21 protein-coding genes are annotated in these 25,869 nt (G+C 70.6%); 5 read left to right on the forward strand and 16 right to left on the reverse strand.

What is annotated here, in order from left to right:
- Window positions 1-28 precede the first annotated feature (28 nt).
- The 3 genes from ACIA8E_RS00870 (at window position 29) to ACIA8E_RS00880 (ending at window position 2,590) form a co-directional block, all read left to right on the forward strand.
- Window positions 29-985 (forward strand): aldo/keto reductase, encoded by a 957-nt coding sequence (locus tag ACIA8E_RS00870; RefSeq protein ID WP_399293756.1) that lies wholly within the window; start codon window positions 29-31, stop codon window positions 983-985.
- Between the two features lie 162 nt (window positions 986-1,147).
- Window positions 1,148-2,323 (forward strand): PQQ-dependent sugar dehydrogenase, encoded by a 1,176-nt coding sequence (locus ACIA8E_RS00875; RefSeq protein ID WP_399293758.1) that lies wholly within the window; start codon window positions 1,148-1,150, stop codon window positions 2,321-2,323.
- A gap of 12 nt (window positions 2,324-2,335) precedes the next feature.
- Window positions 2,336-2,590, forward strand: coding sequence for a DUF6191 domain-containing protein (locus ACIA8E_RS00880; RefSeq protein ID WP_399292874.1), 255 nt, complete (start codon window positions 2,336-2,338; stop codon window positions 2,588-2,590).
- A 70-nt stretch (window positions 2,591-2,660) separates the two neighbouring features.
- Here ACIA8E_RS00880 and ACIA8E_RS00885 read toward each other — a convergent pair whose 3' ends face one another.
- The 16 genes from ACIA8E_RS00885 to ACIA8E_RS00960 form a co-directional block, all read right to left on the reverse strand.
- Window positions 2,661-5,795 carry an AAA family ATPase gene (locus ACIA8E_RS00885; RefSeq protein ID WP_399293761.1) on the reverse strand — a complete coding sequence of 1,045 codons (3,135 nt, stop codon included), beginning with the start codon at window positions 5,793-5,795 and terminating at the stop codon, window positions 2,661-2,663.
- 58 nt (window positions 5,796-5,853) lie between these two features.
- A complete protein-coding gene (locus ACIA8E_RS00890; protein ID WP_176902128.1) occupies window positions 5,854-6,027 on the reverse strand; it encodes a hypothetical protein in 174 nt (57 codons plus the stop codon).
- Between the two features lie 257 nt (window positions 6,028-6,284).
- Window positions 6,285-6,908, reverse strand: coding sequence for a hypothetical protein (locus tag ACIA8E_RS00895; protein WP_399292876.1), 624 nt, complete (start codon window positions 6,906-6,908; stop codon window positions 6,285-6,287).
- Window positions 6,909-6,993: 85 nt separating this feature from the next.
- Window positions 6,994-7,548: a GNAT family N-acetyltransferase gene (locus ACIA8E_RS00900; protein WP_030971306.1), complete on the reverse strand. Its 555-nt coding sequence runs from the start codon at window positions 7,546-7,548 to the stop codon at window positions 6,994-6,996.
- A gap of 79 nt (window positions 7,549-7,627) precedes the next feature.
- Complete coding sequence (locus tag ACIA8E_RS00905; RefSeq protein ID WP_399292878.1) at window positions 7,628-9,847, reverse strand: MMPL family transporter; 2,220 nt, start codon at window positions 9,845-9,847, stop codon at window positions 7,628-7,630.
- 233 nt (window positions 9,848-10,080) lie between these two features.
- Entirely contained in the window at window positions 10,081-12,189 is a 2,109-nt protein-coding gene (locus tag ACIA8E_RS00910) for a phosphocholine-specific phospholipase C (protein ID WP_399292880.1), read from the reverse strand.
- A 141-nt stretch (window positions 12,190-12,330) separates the two neighbouring features.
- A complete protein-coding gene (locus ACIA8E_RS00915; RefSeq protein ID WP_399292882.1) occupies window positions 12,331-13,620 on the reverse strand; it encodes an SLC13 family permease in 1,290 nt (429 codons plus the stop codon).
- Window positions 13,621-13,698: 78 nt separating this feature from the next.
- The gene (gene gatB / locus ACIA8E_RS00920; protein ID WP_399292884.1) at window positions 13,699-15,207 is read right to left on the reverse strand and encodes an Asp-tRNA(Asn)/Glu-tRNA(Gln) amidotransferase subunit GatB; all 1,509 of its coding nucleotides are present in this window, start codon (window positions 15,205-15,207) and stop codon (window positions 13,699-13,701) included.
- 16 nt (window positions 15,208-15,223) lie between these two features.
- Complete coding sequence (locus ACIA8E_RS00925; protein ID WP_030930926.1) at window positions 15,224-15,463, reverse strand: hypothetical protein; 240 nt, start codon at window positions 15,461-15,463, stop codon at window positions 15,224-15,226.
- The gene (gene gatA / locus ACIA8E_RS00930) at window positions 15,460-16,962 is read right to left on the reverse strand and encodes an Asp-tRNA(Asn)/Glu-tRNA(Gln) amidotransferase subunit GatA (RefSeq protein ID WP_399292886.1); all 1,503 of its coding nucleotides are present in this window, start codon (window positions 16,960-16,962) and stop codon (window positions 15,460-15,462) included. The genes ACIA8E_RS00925 and gatA overlap by 4 nt, the downstream gene beginning before the upstream one ends.
- Window positions 16,963-16,967: 5 nt before the next feature.
- Window positions 16,968-17,264 carry an Asp-tRNA(Asn)/Glu-tRNA(Gln) amidotransferase subunit GatC gene (gene gatC, locus ACIA8E_RS00935; protein ID WP_015036350.1) on the reverse strand — a complete coding sequence of 99 codons (297 nt, stop codon included), beginning with the start codon at window positions 17,262-17,264 and terminating at the stop codon, window positions 16,968-16,970.
- A 169-nt stretch (window positions 17,265-17,433) separates the two neighbouring features.
- Entirely contained in the window at window positions 17,434-19,614 is a 2,181-nt protein-coding gene (locus ACIA8E_RS00940) for a putative bifunctional diguanylate cyclase/phosphodiesterase (protein ID WP_399292888.1), read from the reverse strand.
- Window positions 19,615-19,890: 276 nt separating this feature from the next.
- Entirely contained in the window at window positions 19,891-22,086 is a 2,196-nt protein-coding gene (ligA, locus tag ACIA8E_RS00945; RefSeq protein ID WP_399292890.1) for an NAD-dependent DNA ligase LigA, read from the reverse strand.
- 30 nt (window positions 22,087-22,116) lie between these two features.
- Window positions 22,117-23,142 carry a methionine synthase gene (locus ACIA8E_RS00950; protein ID WP_399292891.1) on the reverse strand — a complete coding sequence of 342 codons (1,026 nt, stop codon included), beginning with the start codon at window positions 23,140-23,142 and terminating at the stop codon, window positions 22,117-22,119.
- Window positions 23,143-23,266: 124 nt separating this feature from the next.
- Window positions 23,267-23,956, reverse strand: coding sequence for an SDR family oxidoreductase (locus tag ACIA8E_RS00955; RefSeq protein WP_399292893.1), 690 nt, complete (start codon window positions 23,954-23,956; stop codon window positions 23,267-23,269).
- Window positions 23,957-23,984: 28 nt separating this feature from the next.
- Entirely contained in the window at window positions 23,985-24,524 is a 540-nt protein-coding gene (locus ACIA8E_RS00960) for a TIGR00730 family Rossman fold protein (protein WP_267001573.1), read from the reverse strand.
- A gap of 89 nt (window positions 24,525-24,613) precedes the next feature.
- Here ACIA8E_RS00960 and ACIA8E_RS00965 point away from each other — a divergent pair, with 89 nt between their 5' ends.
- Window positions 24,614-24,949: a DUF427 domain-containing protein gene (locus ACIA8E_RS00965; RefSeq protein ID WP_399292895.1), complete on the forward strand. Its 336-nt coding sequence runs from the start codon at window positions 24,614-24,616 to the stop codon at window positions 24,947-24,949.
- Window positions 24,950-25,045: 96 nt separating this feature from the next.
- A complete protein-coding gene (locus ACIA8E_RS00970) occupies window positions 25,046-25,846 on the forward strand; it encodes an alpha/beta fold hydrolase (protein WP_399292897.1) in 801 nt (266 codons plus the stop codon).
- Window positions 25,847-25,869 lie beyond the last annotated feature (23 nt).

Raw genomic sequence — 25,869 nt, forward strand, 5'->3', positions numbered from 1 at the left:
CAGGAGTCTCGGTGCGGCGGCGCTCGCCGTGGGTGCGGTCGGGCTCGGCTGCATGCCGATGAGCTGGGCGTACAGCGCGTCCCAGCAGCACGGTGACCGTGCGTTGCGGACGGTGCACGCCGCGCTCGACGCGGGCGTCCAACTGCTCGATACGGCGGACATGTACGGCCCCTTCACCAACGAGCTGCTGATCGGGAGGGCCCTCAAGGGGCGCCGCGCCGATGCCTTCGTCTCCACCAAGTGCGGGCTGCTGGTGGGCGATCAGCACATCGTGGCCAACGGCCGTCCCGGCTATGTGCGCCGGGCCTGTGACGCGTCGCTGCGGCGGCTGCAGACCGATGTGATCGATCTGTACCAGCTGCACCGGGCCGATCCCGAGGTGCCGGTGGAGGAGACCTGGGGCGCGATGGCGGAGCTGATCACCGCCGGGAAGGTGCGGGCGCTGGGGCTGAGTGCGGTAGGGGCGCGGGCCTCGCGCCGGCCGGGGACGCGGATGCACGACGGAACGATTCGCCAGCTGGAGCGGGTGCAGCAGGTGTTTCCGGTGAGCACGGTCCAGGCGGAGCTTTCGGTGTGGTCGCCGGAGGCCCTCGACACGCTGCTGCCGTGGTGCGAGGCGCGGGGTGTGGGGCTGCTGGCGGCGATGCCGCTGGGCAACGGCTATCTGACGGGCACGCTGACGCCGGGCCAGGGCTTCGAGCCGGACGATCTGCGGGCCCGGCATCCGCGGTTCACCGCCGAGATGATGGCGGCGAACCAGCCCGTGGTGGTGGGGCTGCGGCGGGTCGCCGAACGGCACGGGGCGACTCCGGCACAGGTGGCGCTGGCGTGGGTGCTGCGCCAGGGCCCGCATGTGGTGCCGGTGCCGGGCACGAAGCGGGAGCGGTGGGCGGTGGAGAACGCGGGGGCGGCCGGGCTGAAGCTGACGGCGCAGGACCTGGCGGAGATCGCGCGGCTGCCGCGGGCGCTGGGGTCGTGGGACTGAGCGCAGAAACGCGGCGGTCATGCGGAACCCGGGGCGGGGCTGCGGTGTAAGAACAGTAGTCAGGCAGCCGTTGAAGGGATCGGTGCTGTGCGCGTTTCTGTATTCGGATCCGTAAGAGCCCGGGTGGAACGCCCGCGGGGGTTTCCCGCTGCGCGCCGCGCGATGGTGACCGCGGTCGCGGTGGGCTCACTGATGGTGTCGGCGGGGTGCTCGTCGAGCGACGGTTCAGGGAGCACGGGAGGCGACGCGGCGAGCACGGCACACCCACCGCCCTCCTCCCCAGCTGTGTCCTCCTCGTCCTCCACCGTGCCGCCGCCGTCCTCGTTGCCGCCCGCGAAGGGCTCGGTGAAGGTGGTGTCGACGCTGACCGAGGGACTCGCCTCACCATGGGGTCTGGCGGAGCTGCCCGGCGGCGATCTCCTGGTGTCCTCACGCGACGAGAGAACGATCACGCGGGTCGACGGGAGAACGGGGAGCAAGACGCTGCTGGGCACGGCGCCCGGAGTGTCGCCCGCCGGGGAGGGCGGGCTGCTGGGCATCGCGGTCTCACCGACGTACGCCTCGGACCATCTGGTGTACGCGTACTTCACGACCGGGTCCGACAACCGCATCGCCCGCATGCGGTACGACGAGCACGGTGGCGCCGGCCGGCAGCTGGGCGCGCCGCACACGATCCTGCGGGGCATCCCGAAGGGCAACATCCACAACGGCGGCCGGATCGCCTTCGGCCCGGACCACATGCTGTACGCGGGGACGGGTGAGACGGGGAACACCGGCCTGGCACAGGACAAGGCGTCCCTGGCGGGCAAGATCCTGCGGATGACGCCGGACGGCAGACCGGCACCGGGCAACCCCGAACCCGGCTTGTTGATGTATTCGTACGGGCACCGCAATGTGCAGGGGCTGGCCTGGGACAGCCGGAAACAGCTGTGGGCGTCCGAATTCGGGCAGGACACGTGGGACGAGCTGAATCAGATCGTGCCCGGTGGGAATTATGGCTGGCCGAAGTACGAGGGGAAGGTCGGAAAGAAGGGTTTCGTCGACCCCGTGGCACAGTGGAAGACGTCCGAGGCGTCCCCGAGCGGGATCGCCTTCGCCCAGGGCTCGATCTGGATGGCGGGCCTGCGCGGTGAGCGACTCTGGAGGATCCCGCTGTCGGAGAACCCTGACAAGGAACCTCTGGCGCCGCCGCAATCGTTCCTGAAAGGTCAGTACGGCCGGCTGCGCACCGTGCTCGCGGCAGGCGGCAACAGACTCTGGCTGGTCACGAGCAACACGGACACCCGCGGCACACCGGAACCGGGAGACGACAGAGCCCTGGTGCTGGAGGTGCGGTAGCGGCTACTGCAGGTGAAAGGGCGCGAGCCGGTGTTCAACTTCTTCGAGGAACTCTTCGCCCCGGGCCGCAAGCACGCCGCGGAGGAGCAGAAACGCCTGGAGCTGTCCCGGGTGGACCTGGGCGTGGGCGATCCCGGCCGCGGCCCGATAGACCTCGCGTCGGGAAAGGTGACGGTCCGCCTTCCGGAGCCGGAGGGCGGGGACGAGGACGAGGACACGCACGGGGACGGCGACGGGGACGCTGTATCAACCCCGACCGACGATTGACGACAGACGGGCGGGCGGGCGGCCCCGGGACCTCCACCGCCCCCGCACCCGCACCCGCACCCGCACCCGGCTAGGACACCTCGTGGGCACGGTACAGACGGAGGCGGTGGGCGAGCGCCGCGGCCTCGCCACGGCTGGAGACGCCTAGCTTGGCGAGAATGTTGGAGACGTGCACGCTCGCGGTTTTGGGCGAGATGTAGAGCTCCTCGGCAATCTTCCGGTTCGTGTGCCCGGCGGCGACGAGCCGGTGCACGTCCTGCTCGCGCCGCGTCAGCCCGAATGACTCCACCGCCGCGGCCGCGGCGGACTGGAGCTGCTCCTCGGCGTGCTCCCGCTCCGCCACCCTGTCCATGGTGGCGTCGTCGGCCGGGACGGTGACGGCGGTCGGAATCTCGTCGACGGAGGTGGCGAGCGTGATGCGGGCGCGGCCGGCCAGCAGCTCGATGGTCTCGATCAGCGGACGCGCACCGAGCCGTTCGGCGGTGCTGTGCGCGTCGCGCAGGAGGCCGGTGGCCCTGGCCCGGTCGCCGGAGGCGATGAGGAAGGCTTCGGCCCAGCGGTGGTGGACCTGCGCCACTTCGTAGGGGCGGTGCAGGGGAGCGAAGGCGGCGGCCGCACGGGACCAGTGGTCGGGGGTGTCGGTGCCCTCGGCGCGGGCCAGCTCGGCGTTGATCAGCAGACCGTAAGCGGCCCAGACCGGGACGAGCATCGGCAACTGCTTCAGGTGCTTACGGATCAGGGCGAGGATCGCCGGACGTCCGGGCTCGGTGGCGGGCAGGCCACGGGCGTCCGCCTCGGCCGTGGCGGCGATCTGGAGCAGGGGCAGCGCGTACCGCTGGGTACCTGGCGGGAAGCCCAGTTCCGCCTGGGCCTCGAATGCGGCCCGCGCCTCGGGGAGGCGGCCCTGCTGTACGGCAAGGGTCACGGCGTGACGGACCGGGGCGATGAGGTGCTGGGGCTGCGGGTCGCGGGAGCCGAAGTAGCGTTGGCTCAAAGCCAGTTGCACCTCGGCCTCGGCGAGGTCACCCCGAGCGAGGGCCAGCTCGGTGCGACGCGAGGCGACGAGACCGTGCGCCTTGCGGGACTGGGCGGCCCGGGCAGCCACGTCGATGGTGGCCTGGCTCTCGTCCCAGTGGCCGAGGGAGAAGTACGACATCGCCTGGTTGGAGCGGACCCAGGCCTCCGTGTCGGGGATGCCGTGGCGGAGGCAGACCTCGATCCCGTGGTCCGCGGCGGCCACGGCCTCCAGGGAGCGGCCCATCGACTCGAGTGTGGAGGGGAGGTTGATGCTGGCGCGGCCCATGATGCCGACGAGGTGGAGTTCATCGGCGCGGTCGCGGACGGCGTACATCTCGGCGATGCCCTCGTCGACCGCGCCGGCGTCGGCGGTGAGCCAGCCTCGGGTGAGCCGGGCGTGCAGCTCGATGTACTCGTCGCCGACGAGTTGGGCGTACTCCACGGACCGGTCGGCGGCGGCGAGTGTCTCGGCGCCGGGGCGGTGCAGGGCGCCCCATCCGGCCACGCTCATGAGGACGTCGGCGTGCACGGCGGACGGCGGCAGACCGCGGACCAGGTCCTGGGCGGTGGCCAGTTCCTGCCAGCCGTCACCGCGGGTGAGGGCCTGCACCAAGTGGGAGCGCTGGACCCAGAACCAGGCGGCGCGCAGCGGGTCCGCCTCGCCGTCCAGGATCCGCATGGCCTTCTTGGAGATGGCGAGGGCTCGTTCGCGGTCGCCGCCGAAGCGGGCGGCGACCGTGGCTTCGGCCATCAGGTCGAGGTAGCGCAGCGGGGTGGTGTCCGGTTCGCCGCCGCACGCCGGGTAGACCTCGGCGTAGTCGATGGGGCGCAAGGTGCGGCGTACCTCGTCGGGGACGTCGTCCCACAGCTCCATGGCCCTTTCCAGCAGCCGCAGTTGCTCGGCGAAGGCGTAGCGACGGCGGGCCTCGACGGAGGCCCTCAGCACGGCGGGGAGGGCCTTGGCCGGATCGTGTGCGCCGTACCAGTAGCTGGCGAGGCGGGTGGCGCGCTCACCGGCGCGGACCAGGGTGGGGTCGGCTTCCAGCGCCTCGGCGTAGCGGCGGTTGAGCCGGGAGCGTTCGCCGGGCAGCAGATCGTCACTGACGGCCTCGCGGACCAGCGAGTGCCGGAAGCGGTAGCCGTTGCCCTCCGGTGTGGCGAGCAGGAGGTTGGCGCCGACGGCTCCCCGCAGCGCCTCGATGAGATCGTCCTCCGCGAGGCCGGAGACCGCGGCCAGCAGTCCGTACTCGACGGTGGAGCCGCCCTCGGCGATGATCCGGGCGATCTTCTGGGCGTCTTCGGAGAGCGCTTCGACGCGGACGAGGAGGAGGTCGCGCAGCGAGTCGGAGAGTCCGGAGCTGTCGCCGCACTCCAGGCTGCATGCGAGCTCTTCGACGAAGAAGGCGTTGCCGTCGGACCGCTCGAATATCTCGTCGACGAGGGCGGGTTCGGGGGTGGCCGCGAGGATGCCGGTGAGCTGGCGACCGACCTCGGCGCGGTTGAAGCGGGCGAGTTCGATCCGGCGGACGGTGCGGAGCCGGTCCAGTTCGGCGAGGAGGGGGCGCAGGGGGTGGCGGCGGTGGATGTCGTCGGCCCGGTAGGTGCCGACCACGACGAGGCGGCCGCTGCGCAGCGTGCGGAAGAGATAGGCGAGGAGGTGCCGGGTGGAGGCGTCGGCCCAGTGCAGGTCCTCCAGGACGAGGACGACGGGCCGGTCGGCGGAGATGCGTTCCAGCAGCCGCGCGGTGAGCTCGAAGAGGCGGGCGGTTCCGTGCTCGTCGGTGGCGTCCCGGTCGGCTTCGCCGAGTTCGGGGAGGAGCCTGGCCAGTTCGCCCTCCTGCCCGGCGCAGGCTGCGGCCATTTCTTCGGGCAGGGTACGGCGCAGGGCGCGCAGCGCCGTGGAGAACGGGGCATACGGCAGCCCGTCGGCGCCGATCTCGACGCAGCCGCCGACGGCGACGACGGCCTCGCGTCGGCCGGCCGCCGTCAGGAATTCCTCGACCAGCCGTGTCTTGCCGACGCCCGCCTCGCCACCGATGAGCAGCGCCTGCGGTTCTCCGCCCGGGGCTTCCGGAAGGCCGGGGAGCCCGGCGGTGGCGCGGGCGAGCGCATCGGTGAGCGAGGTGAGTTCGCCTGCGCGGCCGACGAACACGGGACTGACGGACCTGGTCTCCACGCCGCCGAGCATCGCACATGGGTCCGACACGGTGGCGGTGGGAAGGGAATCGGCGCTCATCGCACGCTCGTCACGCGGCGCGGACGAACCGATTCCGGAACGTACTCACCACCCCTTCGTCCTCCTGGCGTCCGGACCGGCGCGCGGCGCGGCGGGCCCGGCGGGCCTGCCGGACGACGCGCTCCAGCTCGGCCCTGCGGAGGAGTTCGGCTTCGTTGATCTTGTGGAGCTCGTACGCGTACATGTGCTTCTCCCGGATGACGACGGCCTGTTGAGGCCTGGTGGAGGGGCAGTCGGTGTGCCGGCCCGAATCTGCCGGGCCCGGCTTCTGCCGTGCCTCTACTGTCGTCTCCCAGGGGGTGTCGCCACATCGGGCGAGTTCCGCATCTCTACGGAGTGGGGGCCTTAGGCGCACGCGACGGTTGCCGCATGCGGACCTAGGCCCCCCGAGTGGATGCCTTAGGGCACCGCTGGTTGTTGCGTACTGCTCAATCGTGGCTCTCAGCCGGCGGCTGCGCTCGCCGCCGGCAGGGCGACGATGAGGTCGAAGTACATGCCGACGGAGATCAGTACACCGAGGACGCCGAGCGCGATGCCGGCGGTCGCGACGGCGCGGACCCAGCCGGGCTGCGGGTCCTCGGCGGGTGCACCGAAGGCCGGGCGGACCAGGGCGAAGACGCCGACGAGCAGGGCCAGCAGGGCGAAGAGGCCGTTGACGAGGGCGGTGGAGTGCCAGGCGTCACCGTAGATCTCGGAGATCTGCCGGGCCACGGAGCCGCCGGAGGCGGTCTTCATCTGTCCCAGCAGGGTCTCGCGCTCGGCGACGACCCGGCCGGTCCAGGCCCCGGTGAGACCGACGACGCCGAGGCCGGCGGCGACAACGGCCGCGGCGGCTGCGGCGAGCCCGGACGGTGCCCGGGGAGAGTCGTCGTCCTCGAGATCGTCCTTGAGGTCGTGGTCCAGGTCGGAGTCCCGGTCCGCGTCGGCGTCGAGACCGCTGCCGTCGCTCACCGCGCGCTCGCCCTCGGCTTCGATCGCCCCTTCGTCGAGGTGGTCCGCCGCCGTCTCCTCGTGGTCGCCTTCGGCGGTGGGAGCTATGGGGGTCTTGGAAGTCGTGGGGTTCATGGGCCGCACGCTAGGCGGCCCGGATGAGAACACCCTTAACGGCCACGGCCGGTCCGGCAGGCCCGCCCGGCTCCCCGGCCCCGCCTCAGCCCCGCTGAGCGCGCCACTCGGGCGCCAGGACGGACCATATCTCCGAGTCGTGCCTCACTCCGCGGTACGGGTAGTTCTGGCGCAGCACCCCGTCGCGTGTCATCCCGAGCCGCTTCGCGACCGCGACACTGCGGGTGTTGGCGGACGACGCCACCCACTCCACACGGTGCATGCCCCGCTCCTCGACCGCCCAGTCGATCAGCTTCCGCACCGCCCGGGTCACCAGGCCGCGCCCCTCCCCCGCCGACTCCAGCCAGCAGCCGACCTCGCAGTTCCCGGACTCGGTGTCGAAGATCCGGAAGAGGACGCCGCCGACGAGGGTGCCGTCCAGCCAGATGCCGTACAGCCGGCCCGTGTCGGCCGCCTGTTTGTCGGCGTACCGCTGCAGCAGGGCGCGCGCGGATTCGAGGTCGGTGGCGAAGGCGGCGAAGGGGATCCACGGGTCGACGAGTTCGCGCGCCCGGTCGATGTGGGCGAGGAACTCCTCCGCCTGCCAGATCTCCAGCGGGCGCAGTTCCGCACCGTCGTCACCCAGGGATACCGCGAACATCATGCTCCTTCGATGTCGGTCGATGTCGGTCGCAAGAGGTCGGTCCCAAGAGGTCCGTCCCGAGAGACCGCATCAGATCTCAGTGGACGCGCTGTGCGACCGATTCGTCGTCCTCGCTGCTGCGCGCCCCGGAAATCCTCGCATGCGACTCCCAGCATTCGGGCGGCTCGATGCTGATGCGCGGCAGCCGCCGTTCCAGCCAGCGCGGCAGCCACCAGTTCGCACCACCCAGCATGTGCATCAGCGCGGGTACCAGCAGCGTCCTCAGGACAAAGGCGTCGAGCGCCACCGCCGCCGCGAGCGCGATGCCGAACATCGCGATGACCCGGTCCCCGCTGAGCACGAAGGCCAGGAAGACCGAGATCATGATCACCGCGGCGGAGTTGATCACCCGGCTGGTCTCGGCGAGGCCGACCCGGACCGCCCGCCGGTTGTCGCCGGTCTCCAGCCACTCCTCGTACATCCGGCCGACCAGGAACACCTGATAGTCCATGGAGAGCCCGAAGAGCACGGACACCATGATCACCGGCAGGAAGGGTTCGATGGGGCCGGCGCTGCCGAGTCCGAGCAGTTCGCTCCCCCACCCCCACTGGAAGATCGCGGTGACGACCCCGAACGAGGAGGCGACGGCGGCCACGTTCATCGCGGCCGCCTTCAGCGGAATACCGATCGATCGGAAGGCCAGCAGGAGAAGCAGACAGCCGAGCCCTATGACGACCCCGATGAAGAGTGGCAGTTTGCCGATGATGACCTGCGCGAAGTCGTCGTAGCCGGCTGTCACCCCGCCGACATGGGCCCGGAGCGAGGTGTTCTCCTCGGCGTGCGGCAGGACGTCCGTGCGCAGCCGGTCGACGAGGGCGCTCGTCCGCTGGGACTGCGGCGACGACGTCGGGACGACGGTGACGAACGCCGTGTCGCCGCTGCTGTTGTACGTGACGGGGCTGACCGATGCCACCCCGTCGGTGGCCCGCAGTGTGGCGGGCAGCGCGTCCATCGCGAGCCGGTCGTCGGCGCCGTCGAGTTGCGCGGCGATCGTCAGCGGACCGTTGACGCCGGGCCCGAAGCCGTCGGCCAGCAGGTCGTACGCCTGCCGGGTGGTCGACGACGAGGCGTTGTTGCCTTGGTCGGAGGTGCCCAGATGCAGTGAGAACGTCGGCAGTGCGAGGATCAGCATCACCGCGGCGGCGGCCACGCCGAGCAGCTTGGGGTGCCGTTCGACGAAGGCGGACCAGCGCGCAGCGAAGCCGGTGGGCAGCTCGGGCTGCGGTCCCTGCTCGGCGAGCTGTCTGCGTTCGCGCCGGCTCAGTGCCCGCATCCCGACGAACGACAGCAGTGCGGGCAGCAGCGTCACCGAGGCGGCGACGGTCAGCACGACGGTGAGCGACGCGGCGATGGCTACGCCGTTGAGGAACCCGAGCTGCAGGATCAGCATGCCGAGCAGTGCGATACAGACGGTGGCCCCGGCGAAGACGACGGCACGCCCCGTCGTCGTGACGGCGTTCTGCGCCGCCTCGGCGACCGGCAGGCCGCGCCGCAACCCTCTGCGGTGCCGGGTGACGATGAACAGGGCGTAGTCGATGCCGACGCCGAGCCCGATCAGTATGCCGAGCATGGGGGCGAAGTCGGCGACGGTCATCAGGTGCCCGAGCAGCTCGATGCCCGCGTACGCCGTTCCGACCGAGACGAGGGCGGTGGCGACGGGCAGCAGGCTGGCGGCGAGCGAACCGAAGGCGAGGAAGAGGACGACCGCGGCGACGACCACCCCGATGACCTCACTGAGGTGGGCGGACGACGCTTCGGTGAGGGCGGCCGCGGAGCCGCCCACCTCCACCTGGAGCCCGTCACCGGCAGCTGACTTCGCGGTGTCGACGACAGTCCGGGCCTGCTGCACCGGGATGTCGTCGGCCTGCTGGTCGAAGGTGACCGTGGCGTAGGCGGTGTGTCCGTCCGCGCTGATCTGCCCGACGCCGGAGGCCCCGTAGGGACCGGTGACGTCTCCGACACCCGGCAGCTCCTCGAGCGCGTGCAGTGTCCGCGTCATCGTCTGTACGACATCGGTGGCCCGGACGGTGGATCCGGTGGTGTGCCAGACGACGGTGTCGGTGTCGCCGCCGAGGTCCGTGAAGCCGTCCTTGAGCAGCTGGGTGGCCCTGCCCGACTCCGTGCCGGGCACCTCGTAGTCGTTGGAGTACGCGGAACCCGCCATGCCCGCCGCGGTGGCCGCGCCGCCGAGGGTGAGCAGCCAGATGAGGACAGCGAGGAGACGGTGCGTGATGCACCAGCGGGCGATGGCAGCCAACGGACGTGCTCCCTGGTGGTTCGTGGATCTTTTTCGGGAGATCTGATGAACAGCCCGAAAAGAACACATGACCTGAGAACCGTCACTCTGGCAGCCACTGTTGATCATTTGCCTTTTTCGTGGCGATGCTCACAGTGTCTGATTATTCCCTTACATGACCGGCGTCCCGATCACCCCCCGCCCTCCCGCGCGTCCCCGTCCGGGTGGGTACACCCACGACGGCCTGTTTCCGGTCAGCCGGAGACGCTCGCCCGGCCGTTCTCGATGTGTCCCATCAGCCGACGGCGGAAGACATCGTCCCCGTCGATCGTGACGGCCAGGTCGTACCAGCCGTGCGCGTCGGCCGCCGAGTGGACGACCGTACGGCTCCGCCCCGGCTTGACCTTGATCGTCCTCGTCCAGTCCCGCAGGTCCGCCTCGTCGACATAGCCCAGCGGCCGGACGGTGTAGGTGAGCGTCCGCCGCCCCGTGTTGCGCAGGGTGAGGTGCAGATCGCGCTCGTGGGCGTCGACCCAGGTGGCGACCTCGGGTCCCCCTTCGGCGGATCCGGCGAACTCGCGACGGAAGCCGTTCGGCCCGGTCACCGTGAACCGGTACGCCTCACCGGTGAGGGGCACCGTCCATATCGCCGTGCCCCTTACGTCCTGGTGCTGCGGGACGGGGAACTCGCCCGCGTACGGGTAGAGCGCGAAGTGCGCCGAAGAACGGCCCGTGTTGCTGAGGGCGACCCGCACCGCCCCTTCCACGACCTTTGCCTGCGCGTCCGGCTGGTACGGCAGCGGACGGGCGGGCCGGACACCCGGCTCCTGTACGGGCATCTGCTGGACGGCGGGCGGCTTCGGCGCCCAGCGTCCGCTGAACGGCGGGATGACGCCCGGCTGCTCCACCTCGGGCCGGCGCCGTACGCGTGTGAAGTCGAACGCCGACGTCAGATCACCGGTGACCGTGCGCCGCCAGTCGCTGATGTTCGGTTCCTGCACGCCTGTCCACCGCTCCAGGAAGCGGATCACGGAGGTGTGGTCGAAGACCTCGGAGCAGACGAAGCCGCCCACGGTCCACGGCGACACGACGAGCAGCGGCACGCGCACTCCGAGGCCGGTGGGCTTGGACTCCCACTGCTCATCGGTCACCTCGGGCGGCGCGACCGGCGGCGGGACATGGTCGAAGAAGCCGTCGTTCTCGTCGTAGTTGATGATGACGGCGGTGTGCCGCCACACATCGGGGTGCCTGCCGAGCGCGTCCAGGATCTTGTAGACGATCGTCGCGCTGTGGATCGGGGAGGAGACGCTCGGGTGCTCGGAGTCGACCGCCGAAGGCACCAGATAGGAGACCTCGGGCAGTGTGCCCGCCGCGACGTCCTCGGCGAACGCGTCGGCCAGCGTGCCGGTCTCGACCCGGCGCAGCGCTCGCTCGAAGAGGCTGCGTTCGGCCTCGGTGAGCGTGGCGACCCCTTCCTCCAGCAGTCCGAGCAGCCGCTCGCGCTCCGCCGCGTCGTCCGTGTCACGGACTGCCGCGTAGAAGGACTCCATGTAGGTGTGGCCGCCGGTCTTCGCCAGCGCCTTGCGGGCGATCGCCTTGAACGTGGCGAAGAACTCGATCTGGTTGTCGGTGAAGTTCTCCCACTCGGTGTACGTCTTCCAGCTGTGCCCGGCCTTCTCCAGCCGTTCCGCGTACGTGCTCCAGCCGTATCCGGGGTGGGTGCCCTCGCTGTACGCGTCGTTGCCGACCGCCCGCTTGCCGTTCGCCTCGAAGCCCGTCTTCCCGCTCCACAGGTGGTTTCGGTTGGGGCTGGTGGAGGTGTGGATGGACGAGTGGTAGGCGTCGCAGACCGTGAAGGTGTCGGCCAGTTCGTAGTGCAGCGGGATGTCGCGACGGTCGTAGTACGCCATGGTGGCGGCCGTCTTCGCGGTCACCCAGCCGTTCATCCAGCCGCCGGCCCACGCCTTGCCGCCGCCGCTCCAGGAGTGATCGAGGGCGCTGATGTACTGGAGGTCCTTCTTCTGCATCGCGGCGGCGTCCCGGACCGGGAACGGCAGCACGGAGGTGCCCGATGCTCCCGGCTGCTCGAAGACGGGCTTGCCGGAGGGCAGTTCGATCGCGTTGCGGTCACCGAAGCCGCGTACGCCGCGCAGAGTCCCGAAGTAGTGATCGAAGGAACGGTTCTCCTGCATCAGGATCACCACGTGCCTGATGTCCCCGAGCCCGCCGGCCCCCGCCGGGCGCACCGGCTGCGCGGCGAGCGCGGCCTGCAGCGACGGCGGCAGCAGCGACCCGGCCGCCGCGGCACCGAGGGCGCCGCCGCCGAGCGCGAAGAGTCGTCGCCGTGAGATGTCCGTGGTCAACTTGAGCCTCCCGAGTCCGGTCGTACAGCCGGGAAGCTAATCAAGCCAAGTGGCGGCAGAAAGACCACCGCACGGCCCGGCGGTGAACGTCCAGCAGGCCACCCCGGAGAGCCCGGACCCCGTGCCCGGCCGCGGTACCGGTCAAACCCCGATCGTGTGCAGCGCTCCCCACAGCGCGACCGTCGACACGACCAGTGTCGCCGGTACGGTCAGCAGCCCCAGCCGGGTGAAGTGGCCCAGTTCGGGCGCGGCGCCGTGGGCATGCAGGATGCGGCGCCAGAGCAAAGTGGCGAGCGAGCCGACATAGGTGAGGTTCGGCCCGAGGTTCACCCCGATCAGCGCGGCGAGCAGCGGTCCCGGTCCGGCCGCCGCGACGACCGGGAGCAGGGCCAGGATCGCGGGCAGGTTGTTGATCAGGTTGGCCAGCACCGCCGCCACCGCAGCCACCGCCAGCAGCGCGGGCAGTGACGAACCGTCCGGCAGGAGCATGCCGATCCCGGCGCCGAGGCCGTGCTCGACGACACCCGCGACGACGACCCCCAGGGCCAGCACGAAGAGGCAGAACATCGGGTTGGCGGCGTGCACCAGCCCCTTGACCGTGGTTCTCCGCTGTCCCAGTGCCCGGATCCCGAGGACGGTCGCTCCGGCCAGCGCGGCCCACAGCGGTTCCGCGCCCGCGAACGACGTGACGACGAAACCCGCCAGGGTCAGGCCGAGGACGACGAGCGTGAAGACGGGGACGCCGGTCGGTTCCTCGTCCGGATCCGGCGGGTGCGCGCCCGCTGCCAGGTCATCGGCGAAGACGCGGCGGAAGATGACGTACTCGACGGCGATGGCAGCCAGCCACGGCAGGGACATCAGCGCGGCGAAGCGGGTGAAGGAGAGGCCGCTCGCGGTGAACGCCAGCAGGTTGGTGAGGTTGGAGACGGGAAGCAGCAGGGACGCCGAGTTGGCGAGATGCGCGCAGGCGTAGACGTACGGGCGGGGGCGGGCGCCGACACGGGCGGCGGTGGCGATGACGACGGGCGTCAGCAGGACCACCGTGGCGTCCAGGCTGAGGACGGCTGTGATCAGCGCCGCCACGACGAAGACCCCGCCGAGCAGCGGCCCGGTCCGCCCCCGGCAGAGGCGGGCGACCATATGGCCGGCAGCCGTGAACAGTCCTTCGTCGGCGCAGAGCTGGGCCAGCACGAGAATGGCGGCGAGGAAGCCGACGACCGGCAGCAGGCTGCCGACCTGGGCCCGCGCGTCCGCGAACGGCACCGCGCCGAGGACCACCACCAGCACGGCGGCGGGTACGGCGACCGTCGCCTCGGGCAGCCCCCGGGGGCGTACGACGGCGAACGCCAGCACCGCGAGGAGCAGGGCGACGGAGACGATCTCGGCGGTGACGGTGTTCAGCGGACTCTCTCCGGAAGCGCAAGGAATCATGAAGGGGCGGTGCACCCGTTGGCCGGGTGCACCGCCCCTTCACCTACGTACGTACGCAGCCGCAGCTGCGCGAAGGACTCAGCCCTCGACGCCGAGCTTCTCCAGGATCAGCTCGCGCACCCGGGCCGCGTCCGCCTGGCCACGGGTGGCCTTCATGACCGCGCCGACGAGCGCACCCGCCGCCGCGACCTTGCCACCGCGGATCTTGTCCGCGACGGCCGCGTTGGCGGCGATCGCCTCGTCCACGGCCGCGCCCAGCGCACCCTCGTCCGAGACGACCTTCAGGCCCCGTTTCTCGACGACTGCGTCCGGGTCGCCCTCGCCCGCGAGGACCCCCACGATGACCTGGCGCGCCAGCTTGTCGTTGAGGTCGCCGGAGGCGACGAGTTCGGTCACCCGGGCGACCTGCGCCGGGGTGATCGCCAGCTCGTCCAGGGCGACACCGGTCTCGTTGGAGTGCCGGGCCAGCTCGCCCATCCACCACTTGCGGGCCTGGTCGGACGGGGCACCCGCCTCGGTCGTGGCGACGATCAGGTCGACCGCGCCCGCGTTGAGGATCGACTGCATGTCGAACTCCGAGACGCCCCACTCCTCGCGCAGCCGGTTGCGGCGTACCCGCGGCAGCTCGGGAAGTCCCTTGCGCAGCTCCTCGACCCAGTCGCGGGCCGGGGCGACGGGCACCAGGTCCGGCTCCGGGAAGTAGCGATAGTCCTCGGCGTTGTCCTTGATGCGGCCGGCCGTGGTGGAGCCGTCCTCCTCATGGAAGTGCCGGGTCTCCTGCACGACCTTGGCGCCGGAGTTCAGCACCGCGGCGTGGCGCTGGATCTCGTAACGGGCGGCACGCTCGACGGAACGCAGCGAGTTCACGTTCTTCGTCTCGGAGCGGGTACCGAACGTCTCGGTGCCGTTGGGGCGCAGCGACAGGTTCACGTCGCAGCGCATCTGGCCCTGCTCCATGCGGGCCTCGGAAACGCCCAGCGCCTTGATGAGTTCGCGCAGCTCGGCGACGTACGCCTTCGCGATCTCGGGGGCGCGCGCGCCCGCTCCCTCGATCGGCTTGGTGACGATCTCGATGAGCGGGATGCCCGCACGGTTGTAGTCGAGCAGGGAGTGCGACGCGCCGTGGATACGGCCGGTGGCACCGCCGACGTGCAGCGACTTACCGGTGTCCTCCTCCATGTGGGCGCGCTCGATCTGCACCCGGAAGGTCTCCCCGTCCTCCAGCTGGACGTCCAGATAGCCGTCGAAGGCGATCGGCTCGTCGTACTGCGAGGTCTGGAAGTTCTTCGGCATGTCCGGATAGAAGTAGTTCTTCCGGGCGAAGCGGCACCACTCGGCGATCTCGCAGTTCAGCGCGAGACCGATCTTGATGGCGGACTCGACGCCGATGGCGTTGACGACCGGCAGCGAGCCGGGCATGCCGAGGCAGGTCGGGCACGTCTGTGAGTTCGGCTCCGCGCCCAGCTCGGTGGAGCAGCCGCAGAACATCTTGGTCTTGGTGCCGAGCTCGACATGGACCTCCAGGCCCATGACGGGGTCGTACGTCGCGAGGGCGTCCTCGTACGGCACCAGGTCAGTGACAGTCACGGTGAAACTTTCCCTCTCAACCCAGCAGTACGTCGTCGTCGCCCAGGCGCTTCAGCTCTCGGTAGAGCAGAGCGATGCCGGTGGCGATGGCGGCAGCGGAGACGACGGCGTCGACCAGCCGGAGCGTGTCGTGCTCGGAGCGTGCCTTCTTGGCCTGCTTGAGCACGCTGACCGCACCGAACGCGGTGGTGCCGATGGACAGGTACGTACCGGTCTTGGACTTCTTGAAGCCCTTGGCCTTGGTCAGTGCGCTCACAGTGACGGAGCCTCCTCCAGCAGCGGGTGCCCCCACTTTTCCACGAAGGCGGCCTCGACGGCGGCCCCGACCTTGTACAGCCGGTCGTCCTTCATGGCGGGGGCGATGATCTGCAGACCGACCGGCAGACCGTCCTCCGGTGCCAGACCGCAGGGCAGCGACATCGCGGAGTTGCCGGCCAGGTTGGTCGGAATGGTGCACAGGTCGGCCAGGTACATCGCCATCGGGTCGTCGGCGCGTTCACCGATCGGGAAGGCGGTGGTCGGCGTCGTCGGGGAGACGATCACGTCGACCTGCTCGAAGGCCTTCTCGAAGTCCCGGGTGATGAGCGTGCGGACCTTCTGCGCCGAGCCGTAGTACGCGTCGTAGTAGCCGGAGCTGAGTGCGTACGTACCGAGGATGACGCGGCGCTTGACCTCGTCGCCGAAGCCGGCCTCGCGGGTGAGCGCGGTGACCTCCTCGGCGGACTTCGTGCCGTCGTCGCCGACCCGGAGGCCGTACCGCATGGCGTCGAAGCGGGCCAGGTTCGAGGAGCACTCGGACGGCGCGATCAGGTAGTACGCCGACAGACCCAGGTCGAAGGACGGGCAGTCCAGCTCGACGACAGTGGCACCGAGCGACTTCAGAAGCTCGACCGACTCGTTGAAACGCTGGACGACACCGGCCTGGTAGCCCTCGCCGGAGAACTGCTTGACGACGCCGATGCGCATGCCGTCGACGCTGCCGTTGCGGGCGGCCTCGACGACCGGCGGGACCGGGGCGTCGATGGACGTCGAGTCCAACGGGTCGTGTCCGGCGATCGCCTCGTGGAGCAGCGCCGCGTCCAGGACCGTACGGGCGCACGGGCCACCCTGGTCGAGCGAGGACGAGAAGGCGACCATGCCGTAGCGGGAGACCGCACCGTAGGTGGGCTTGACGCCGACGGTGCCGGTGACGGCGGCGGGCTGGCGGATGGAACCGCCGGTGTCCGTGCCGATGGCGAGCGGGGCCTCGAACGACGCGAGGGCGGCCGAGGAGCCACCTCCGGAGCCGCCCGGGATCCGGGTGAGGTCCCACGGATTGCCGGTCGGGCCGTAGGCGCTGTTCTCGGTGGAGGACCCCATGGCGAACTCGTCCATGTTGGTCTTGCCGAGGATGACGACGTCGGCGGCCTTCAGCCTCTTGGTCACAGTCGCGTCGTACGGCGGGACCCAGCCCTCGAGGATCTTCGAGCCGACGGTGGTCGGCATGGTCTTCGTGGTGAAGATGTCCTTCAGCGCGAGCGGGACACCGGCCAGCGGGCCGAGCTTCTCGCCCGCGGCCTTCTTCGCGTCGACGGCACGGGCCTGCGCGAGCGCGCCCTCACGGTCGATGTGCAGGAAGGCGTGCACCTTCTCGTCGACCGCGTCGATCCGGGCCAGGTGCGCCTCGGTGACCTCGACGGCCGTGAGCTCGCCGGAAGCGATCTTCGCGGCGATCTCGGCGGCGGTGAGCTTGATGATGGAGCTGTTGTCCGTCATGACTTCTAGTCCTCCCCCAGGATCTGCGGCACCTTGAAACGCTGCTGCTCCTGGGCCGGGGCGCCGGAGAGCGCCTGCTCGGGGGTGAGCGACGGACGGACCTCGTCCGCGCGCATGACATTGGTCAGCGGCAGCGGGTGGGAGGTCGGCGGTACGTCTTGGTCGGCGACCTCGGAGACGCGGGCGACCGCGCCGATGATGTCGTCGAGCTGACCGGCGAAGTGATCGAGCTCTTCGCCCTTCAGCTCCAGACGCGCCAGCCGGGCGAGGTGGGCGACCTCCTCGCGCGTGATGCCAGGCATGCAGCGATCCTCAGGGGTGAGTGTTGTGGTTTTGGCCCCAATCCTATGGGGTCCGGCGCCGGCGGGGCCGCCACCCACGGAACACTCGCCTCCGGTCAGCCCCCGGCCGTGCCCGTACCGGGGACGATCGGCTCGATTCCGCCGCCGGGATTTGGGCCGCCTGGCCCGCTCATGTCGTCGCCGGACGCGACTGCGCGGGCCGCCCCGGCTTCCGCTGCTCCAACTCGGCCACGGCTGCCGTCACGCCCGCCGTCCCCGATGCGGCGGCAGCGGCCGCGGCGGCCGCCGCCTCCAGCTCCGCCGGACGCCGCCAGCCGTGCTCGCCGCGCGCCCGCAGCCACGCCGTCGTCTCCTGCGGCGGCATCGCGGCCGCGACCAGCCACCCCTGCACCGCATCGCAGCGCAGGTCCCGCAGCCGCTCCCACGTCTCGTCGTCCTCGACGCCCTCGGCGACGACCAGCAGGCCGAGCGAGTGGGCCAGGTCGATGGTGCATCGGACGATCTCCGCGTCCTCGTTGTCGACGGCCAGCCGGGCGACGAATGAACGGTCGATCTTCAGCTCGCTGACCGGCAGCCGGCGCAGGTGCACCAGCGAGGAGTACCCCGTACCGAAGTCGTCGAGGGACATCTTCACGCCGTGCGCGGTCAGGCCGGCCAGCGTGTCGGCGGCACGCTGCGGGTCCTCCAGCAGCACGTGTTCCGTTATCTCCAGCTGGAGGGAGCCGGCCGGGACGCCGTGCCGGGCGAGCTGCGCCGCGACGCCGCCCGCGAAGCCCGGGGTGTGGACGTCGCGCGGGGAGACGTTGACCGCGACCGGGACGAACAGCCCCTGCGCCCGCCACCGGGCGACCTGGGCCAGCGCCGTCTCCAGCACGTACTCGGTGAGGTGCGGCATCAGCCCCGACGACTCGGCGATGGCGATGAACTCGTCCGGAGGTACCCGGCCGCGCTCCGGGTGCACCCAGCGCACCAGAGCTTCGAGCCCGGCCACCTGGCCGTCGAACCGGACCTTCGGCTGGTAGTGGAGCTCCACCTCGCCGGCATCCAGCGCGCGCCGCAGGTCCCCGAGGAGTCCGAGCCGGTCCGGGGTGTTGCTGTCCCGTTTCGACTCGTACACCTCGACACCCGTACGGTCCCGCTTGGCCTGGTACATCGCCACGTCCGCCCGTCTGAGCAGCCCTTCGGCGTCCAGCGCGTGGTCGGGGTAGACAGCGACTCCGGCGCTGGCCTCCAGCACCAGCGTGAGGCCGTCGAGGTCCAGTGGTGAGGAGAGCTCGGCGACCAGATGGCGGGCGACGCGCTGGGCACTGGTGGTGGAGTCCGCGGTCGGCAGCAGTACGGCGAACTCGTCGCCGCCGAGCCGGGCGGCCTCCGCTCCGCGCGGCAGGGCCAGCCGGAGCCGCTCCGCGATCTGCAGCAGCAGCCGGTCCCCCGCGAGATGGCCGAGGGTGTCGTTGACCGCACGGAACCGGTCGAGGTCGATCAGGACGAGCGCGGATCTCGCGCCGATGTTCTCGGCGTCCTCCAGCGCTGTCCATGTGCGCTCCAGCAGCCACTGCCGGTTGGGCAGTCCGGTCAGCGGGTCCCGCAGTTGCTCCTCGGCCCGGGCCCGGGCGATCCAGAGGGTGGAGTCCAGGGCGATCAGCGGAACGGCGAACAGCGGCAGCAGTACGGGCGTGGCGATCGCGACGACGCAGATCAGCGGGGCGAGTCCGAGGAGCGCGACCGCGACGAGCCCCTGGCGCAGCAGGGCGGTGCGGGCGATGGTCGGCAGCCCGCCGCCCTGGGGCACCCGCGCGTACCAGAGGAGGACCCTGGTGACGACGAGATACGTGGAGGCGGCCAGAACGACTTCCGGGACGGCGTCGATGCCCCAGTCGAGTGGCTTCCAGGGCGACTCGACGGTCTGCACGTCGCCGAAGGCGGCGAGGACCAGGGCCGCCGCACCTATCCCCAGGATGTCCACCGCACCATGCAGCAGCCCTTGCCACCAGCGGTGTCTGCGGGCCACCCCGACGAGCACGACGACGACCAGGCTGACCAGGCCGGCAGGCACCCAGCCGTAGAGCAGCAGCACGGCGAGGGTGAGGGCGGCGCCCGATCCGGTGCCGCCCCACCAGCGGTCCCGCCCGAGCGCGACGAGATGGCCGACGATGATCCCGGTGAGGACGGCGAGCGACCAGCCGGCCGCACCGCTCGGGAAGAGCGCGTGCCCGGCGCTCACGGTCCGGTAGAAGCCGGTCGCCAGCTGAACAGTGGCGACCAGTAAAACGGCGGCACCCACTTTGGGCATGAGGCCGAGGAAACCTTGTAGCCGCGACACCGGTGCGGCGCTCTCGGTCGGTTTCATTCCGTCCCTCTCACAGCCGGCGGTGCCGATGTCACCTGCTCGTCCCGCTCCCATGCCACCACGAACCCTGACCGTCACGCAGCCGGGATATCCGTCACGCACCCGGGCACGGCAGGCGCACGTCTCAACAGTAGGCCGCGGAACGCTCGTACGGGCAGCGCTCTACAGCTCTTGCCCGAATGCGAACTGACCATCTTTCAGCATCTGGTATGCGGCGAACGGGCGAACCGGGCTTCCCGGTCATGCCGATTGCCCGTCCGGCCCGCCGCGGCCCGGCTACTCCTCGACCGGTCCGGCGACCGGTACAGCCGCCTCGCGTGCCGCGTCAGGCCCCTGTTCGAGCAGTACGGCGAAGCCCGCCCCGTCCAGAACCGGAACCTTCAGTTGCATCGCCTTGTCGTACTTCGAGCCCGGATTGTCGCCGACCACCACGAAGGAGGTCTTCTTCGAAACGGATCCTGTCACCTTTGCCCCCCGGCTCTGCAAGGCCTCTTTCGCGCCATCCCTGGTGTGGTCGGCCAGCGTGCCCGTGACGACGACGGTGAGTCCTTCGAGCGGACGCGACGCCTCGTCGTCACCCGCGCTCTCGTCGGCCATCCGGACCCCGGCCGCCCGCCACTTGCGCAGGATCTCCCGGTGCCAGTCCTCCGCGAACCACTGGGTGACCGAGGCGGCGATGATGGGTCCGACGCCGTCCGCTGCGGCCAGCTCCTCCTCGGTCGCCGCCTCGATGCGGTCCATCGAACGGAACTGACGGGCCAGCTCCTCGGCCGCGACCGGACCGACATGACGGATCGAGAGCCCGGTGAGGATCCGGGCCAGCGGCGCCTGTTTGGCGGCGGTGATCGATTCCAGCATCGCCACGGCGTTCTTCTTCGGCTCGCCGTGCTGGTTGGCGAAGACCAGGGCGGTCTTCTCCTCGCCGGTCTTCGGGTCGTGCTTGGGCAGTCCGCTGTCCAAGTCCAGGACGTAGGCCCGGATCGGCAGCAGCTGCTCGATCGTCAGCCCGAAGAGGTCGCTCTCATCGCGCAGGGGCGGCTCGGTGGGCTCCAGCGGCTTGGTCAGGGCGGCCGCCGCGACATAACCGAAGTGGTCGATGTCCAGACACTTGCGGCCCGCGAGATAGGCGACGCGCTCGCGCAACTGCGCGGGGCAGAAGCGCGCGTTGGGACAGCGGACGTCGATGTCGGCCTCCTTCATGGGCCGCAGCTCCGTCCCGCACTCGGGGCAGTGGGTCGGCATCACGAACGCCCGCTCGGTGCCGTCCCGCAGATCGACGACCGGGCCGAGGATCTCCGGGATCACATCGCCCGCCTTGCGGATCACCACCGTGTCCCCGATGAGGACGCCCTTCTCCTTCACCACGTTCTGGTTGTGCAGGGTGGCGAACTCGACCTCGGAGCCCGCCACCTCGACAGGTTCGACCTGTGCGTACGGAGTGACCCGGCCGGTGCGTCCGACACCGACCCGGATGTTCACCAGCTTGGTGTTCACCTCTTCCGGCGGGTACTTCCAGGCGATCGCCCAGCGCGGGGCGCGCGAGGTGGAACCCAGCCGACCCTGGAGCGCGATCTCGTCGAGCTTGACGACGACGCCGTCGATCTCGTGCTCCACGGAGTGCCGGTTCTCGCCGAAGTACGCGATGAACTCCCTGACACCGTCGAGGGAGTCGACGACCTTGTTGTACTTCGCGGTGGGCAGGCCCCATTCGTGCAGCAGCTCGTAGGCATGCGAGAGCCGGTCGATCTCGAGGCCCTCACGGGCACCGATGCCGTGCACCACCATGTGCAGCGGGCGGCCGGCGGTGACCTTCGGGTCCTTCTGGCGCAGTGAACCCGCTGCCGCGTTCCGCGGGTTGGCGAACGGTTTGTCCTCGGCCGCCACCAGCCGGGCGTTGAGCTCCTCGAACGCCTCCATCGGGAAGAAGACCTCGCCGCGGATCTCGACCAGCGCCGGGATCCGGTCGCCCTTCAGCCGGTGCGGGATCTCGGCGATCGTGCGGACATTGGGGGTGATGTCCTCACCGCTCCGGCCGTCGCCGCGGGTCGCGGCGCGGGTCAGCAGCCCCTGCTCGTACGTGAGGTTGACCGCGAGGCCGTCCACCTTGAGCTCGCACAGGAAGTGGTAGGCGCCGGCCCCGACGTCCTTGGCGACGCGCTCGGCCCAGACCGCCAGCCCCTCGTCGTCGAAGGCGTTGTCCAGGGAGAGCATCCGCTCGCGGTGCTCGACCGAGGTGAACTCCGTCCGGTACGGCCCCGCGACCTTCTGGGTCGGCGACTCGGGCGTACGCAGCTGCGGGTACTCGCCCTCCAGATCCTGCAGCGAGCGCATCAGCCGGTCGAACTCGGCGTCGCTGACGACCGGCTGGTCGTTCACGTAGTACCGGAAGCGGTGCTCCTCGATCTGCTCCGCAAGGAGCGCATGCCGCTGCTGCGCCTCCGCAGGCACGTCCGATTTCTGTCCGCCGGCCATCGTCTCGTCCTCCCGTTACCCGATACCCGCTTACTCAGGGTTGTCTGCGAGCGATCTCGCAGCCCGGGCGCAGTGGGCGAGCGCGGCGCGCGCATACGCGGGCGACGCACCTGCGAGCCCGCACGACGGGGTGATCACCAGCGACTCGGCAAGAGTCCCCGGATTCAGCCCCAGCCTGCGCCACAGCGTCCTGACACCCATGACGCTACCGCCCGGGTCCGACAATGCGTCCGAAGCCGGGTCGGTGCCGGGCACCACCCCGAGGAAGAGCTGCGTACCGCCTTCGACCGCTTCCCCGATCGCCTCCTCCTCACGCTCGGTGAGCAGTGAGAAGTCGAACGAGATGCCGTCGGCACCGGCCCGGCGCAACAGCGCGAACGGCACGTCGGGCGCGCAGGTGTGTACGAGCGTCGCCTCTTCCCCGTTCGCCGCCAGGACATCGCGGAGCGTGCCCTCCACCACCTGCCGGTCCACGGCCCGGTAGGTGCGGTAGCCGCTCGCCGTCCTGATGTGCCCGCGCAGTACGCCGGTCAGGGACGGTTCGTCGAGCTGGAGGATCACCCGGGTGCCGGGCATCCTGCGCCGTACCTCCGTGAGATGGCCCAGCAGCCCCTCGGCCAGGGAGGCCGCCAGATCGCGGCAGGCACCCGGGTCGCCGAGCACGGCCTCGCCGCCCCGCCGTTCCAGTGCGGCGGCGAGCGTCCAGGGGCCGACGGCCTGAACCTTGAGCGGTCCCTCGTACCCCTGGGTGAACTCCTCCAGGGCGTCGAGATCCTCACCCAGCCAGGAGCGGGCCCGCCGGGTGTCGCGGCTCGGCCGGTCACTGATGCGCCAGCCGCTGGGCTCGACATGGCCGTACATGTCGACGAGCAGTCCGATGGTCCGCCCGATCATGTCGGCGCCGGGCCCGCGTGCCGGCAGTTCCGGCAGATACGGCAGACCCTCACCGTCCGCGAAGGACCCGGTGACGGTCTTCGCCGCCTCCCGCGCGTCTCCCCCGGGCATCGATCCGATACCGGTCGCGCGGCACCCGCTGAACTTGCTTTTCTCGGTCACGCAGGAAGCCTACGGTCCGGGCCGCCGGGCCCGTCGCGGGCCCGGCGGGCCGACGCTCGCGGGCCGGGCCGGGCTCCACCCGATGTCGGGCGGCTCGGCCTCCGCGGACCCGGCGTCCGGGGTTTCAGTGCCCGGGACGGACCGTGAGGTCGTTGACCTCGGCGTCGCGCGGCAGGTCGATCGCCATCACGATCGTGGTCGCCACGGACTCAGGGTCGATGAACCGGGAGGCGTCGTACTCCTTGCCCTCCTGCTGGTGCACCTTGGCCTGCATGGGGCTGGCGGTACGTCCGGGGTAGACGGAGCTCACCCGGACACCGTTTCCGTGCTCCTCCTGGCGCAGCGAGTCGGCGAGCGCCTTCAGGCCGTGCTTGCTCGCGGCGTACGCGCTCCACTCGGCGTGTGCGCTGAGCCCGGCGCCCGAGTTCACGAAGACGACATGGCCCTGGGCCACGCGCAGTTGAGGCAGGAAGAGCCGGGTCAGCTCGGCAGGGGCGACCAGGTTGGTGTTGAGCTGGAAGTGCCATGCCTTGGGCGTGAGCTCCCCGACCTGGCCCAGCTCCACGACGCCCGCGATGTGCATCAGCGAGTCGATCCGCTCCGGGAGCGACTGCTGCGCGAACGCCCAGGACAGCCGGTCCGGGTTGCCGAGGTCGCCGACGAGCGTGCGGGCTCCGGGGTGGAGCGCGGCCAGCTCCTTGGCGCGGCCCGCGTCACGGGCCAGCAGCACGAGTTCGTCACCGCGCTCCAGGAGACGGCGGGCGACAGCTGCTCCGATGCCGGAGCCGGCGCCGGTGATGAGGTGAGTGGACATGAGCCCATGGTCGCATCCGGCCAGGTGGCTACTGGATGCCGGACCACTCCTCCAGGTAGGCCAGCGCGCCGACCCCGTCCTTTGCGAAGAACACCAGGTCGGTGAGGGGAAGGGGCAGGAAGCCCTCGTCCTCCATGCGCTGGAACTGCAGACGCAGCCCGTCGTAGAAACCCGCCGTGTTCAGCAGGACGACCGGCTTGTCGTGCTTGCCGTGCTTCTTGAGCTCCAGGATCTCGGTGGCCTCGTCGAGCGTCCCCATACCGCCAACCATGATCACGACGGCGTCGGCCTTCTCCAGGAGCAGCGCCTTGCGCTCGGCGAGATCGCGTGCGATCACCATCTCGTCGGCGTCGGTCCGGGCCTGGGCGGCCATGAAGTCCACCGAGACCCCGACGAGCCGCCCGCCCGACTCCTGCACCCCGTCGGCGACGACCTTCATCAGCCCGCTCTCCGACCCGCCCCAGACCAATGTGTGTCCGCCGCGGCCGAGCAGCTCGGCGAACTCGCGGGCGGGCCGGGTGTAGCGGTCGTCGAGGTCGGCGGCGGAGAGAAAGACGCAGATGTTCATGCAGCAACGGTAAGTGCCCCCACTGACACTCCGCGGGACAGGGGGTTGTTCCGGGGAAGAATCCGGCGCACGGCACGGCTGAACAAGACATGACTTCCACTTCAGGACACGTGATCACCGTCGAGCCCGGCACCGAGCATGTGCGGGTGGTGCGTGACGGTCAGCTGCTCGCCGAGAGCCGCCGTCCGCTCGTACTGCGCGAGACGGGCTGTCCGGTCCGCTACTACCTGCCGCCCGAGGACGTCCGCACGGAACTGCTCACGGCGTCGGACACCCACACCCACTGCCCGTTCAAGGGGGATGCCTCCTACTGGTCGCTGTCGGACGCGGCCGATCTCGTCTGGGCCTATCCGGACCCCAAGCCCGAAGTCGCCGCGATCAAGGATCACTTCTGCTTCTACGACACCGAGACGGTCTCCGACTGATCGCCAGACACCGTGCTGAACTGCGGAGTTGAAGAATCTCGAAAAACTTTCTCGCCGCAGCGATGAGTTCTGCGGTGCGCCGCAGTCCATCTGCATATGGACAGGACTCCCTCCCGTGACGGCACTTTGATCGCCTACCGGCGCAGAGGTGACGGGCCGCCCGTGATTCTGGTGGGCGGGGCGCTGAGTACTGCGGCGACCGAGGCACCGCTGGCGGAACTTCTGGCGTCGCGGTTCAGCGTCGTGACCTACGACCGGCGCGGCCGCGGCTCCAGCGGGGACGGTGCGCCGTACGCGGTCGAGCGTGAGGTCGAGGATCTGGCGGCGATGATCGATCGGGTCGGTGGCCGGGCCTCGGTGTTCGGGATGTCGTCCGGCGGCGCCCTGGCGCTGGAGGCGCAGGCCTCGGGGCTGCCCGTCGACCTGCTCGCGGTGTACGAACCGCCGTTCGCCCCGGACGCACTGGGCCGCCGTGCCAAGGCGCGCTACGCGACCCGGCTGCACCGCCTGCTGTCGGCCGGGGACCGGGCGGGGGCACTCGAGCTGTTCCTGTCGCTCGCGGGGATCCCGGCCGACATGATCGCCCGGATGCGGCACGCCCCTCTGTGGCGCGGTCTCGAATCACTGGCGCACACCCTGGCGTACGACGACGCGATCCTCGGCAACGGCACGGTCCCCGCCGAGCGTCTCGGGTCCGTCACCGCGCGCACCATGGTGATCACGGGCGGATTCAGTCCCACCCCGGTGCGCACTCTGACCCGCATCCTCGCGGACGCGATCCCGCGCGCCCGGCACCGCACGCTGACGGGCCAGACGCATGATCTGGCGCCGCAGGTGGTCGCCCCGGCGCTGGCGGAGTTCTTCTCGACGGACGTGTACGTCAGCCGGGCGTCGTAAGCCCCCGCGGCGCGCGACGACTC

The sequence above is a fragment of the Streptomyces sp. NPDC051664 genome, from assembly GCF_044453545.1.
Classification (GTDB): Bacteria; Actinomycetota; Actinomycetes; order Streptomycetales; family Streptomycetaceae; genus Streptomyces.

What these genes read in the sequence shown, in the direction of transcription:
- ACIA8E_RS00875 (WP_399293758.1), top strand. Translation starts at nt 1,148, where the DNA reads ATGGTGACCGCGGTCGCGGTGGGCTCACTGATGGTGTCGGCGGGGTGC.
- ACIA8E_RS00885 (WP_399293761.1), bottom strand. Translation starts at nt 5,795, where the DNA reads ATGCTCGGCGGCGTGGAGACCAGGTCCGTCAGTCCCGTGTTCGTCGGC.
- ACIA8E_RS00890 (WP_176902128.1), bottom strand. Translation starts at nt 6,027, where the DNA reads ATGTACGCGTACGAGCTCCACAAGATCAACGAAGCCGAACTCCTCCGC.
- ACIA8E_RS00895 (WP_399292876.1), bottom strand. Translation starts at nt 6,908, where the DNA reads ATGAACCCCACGACTTCCAAGACCCCCATAGCTCCCACCGCCGAAGGC.
- ACIA8E_RS00900 (WP_030971306.1), bottom strand. Translation starts at nt 7,548, where the DNA reads ATGTTCGCGGTATCCCTGGGTGACGACGGTGCGGAACTGCGCCCGCTG.
- ACIA8E_RS00915 (WP_399292882.1), bottom strand. Translation starts at nt 13,620, where the DNA reads ATGATTCCTTGCGCTTCCGGAGAGAGTCCGCTGAACACCGTCACCGCC.
- gatA (WP_399292886.1), bottom strand. Translation starts at nt 16,962, where the DNA reads ATGACGGACAACAGCTCCATCATCAAGCTCACCGCCGCCGAGATCGCC.
- gatC (WP_015036350.1), bottom strand. Translation starts at nt 17,264, where the DNA reads ATGCCTGGCATCACGCGCGAGGAGGTCGCCCACCTCGCCCGGCTGGCG.
- ACIA8E_RS00940 (WP_399292888.1), bottom strand. Translation starts at nt 19,614, where the DNA reads ATGAAACCGACCGAGAGCGCCGCACCGGTGTCGCGGCTACAAGGTTTC.
- ligA (WP_399292890.1), bottom strand. Translation starts at nt 22,086, where the DNA reads ATGGCCGGCGGACAGAAATCGGACGTGCCTGCGGAGGCGCAGCAGCGG.
- ACIA8E_RS00955 (WP_399292893.1), bottom strand. Translation starts at nt 23,956, where the DNA reads ATGTCCACTCACCTCATCACCGGCGCCGGCTCCGGCATCGGAGCAGCT.
- ACIA8E_RS00960 (WP_267001573.1), bottom strand. Translation starts at nt 24,524, where the DNA reads ATGAACATCTGCGTCTTTCTCTCCGCCGCCGACCTCGACGACCGCTAC.
- ACIA8E_RS00965 (WP_399292895.1), top strand. Translation starts at nt 24,614, where the DNA reads ATGACTTCCACTTCAGGACACGTGATCACCGTCGAGCCCGGCACCGAG.
- ACIA8E_RS00970 (WP_399292897.1), top strand. Translation starts at nt 25,046, where the DNA reads ATGGACAGGACTCCCTCCCGTGACGGCACTTTGATCGCCTACCGGCGC.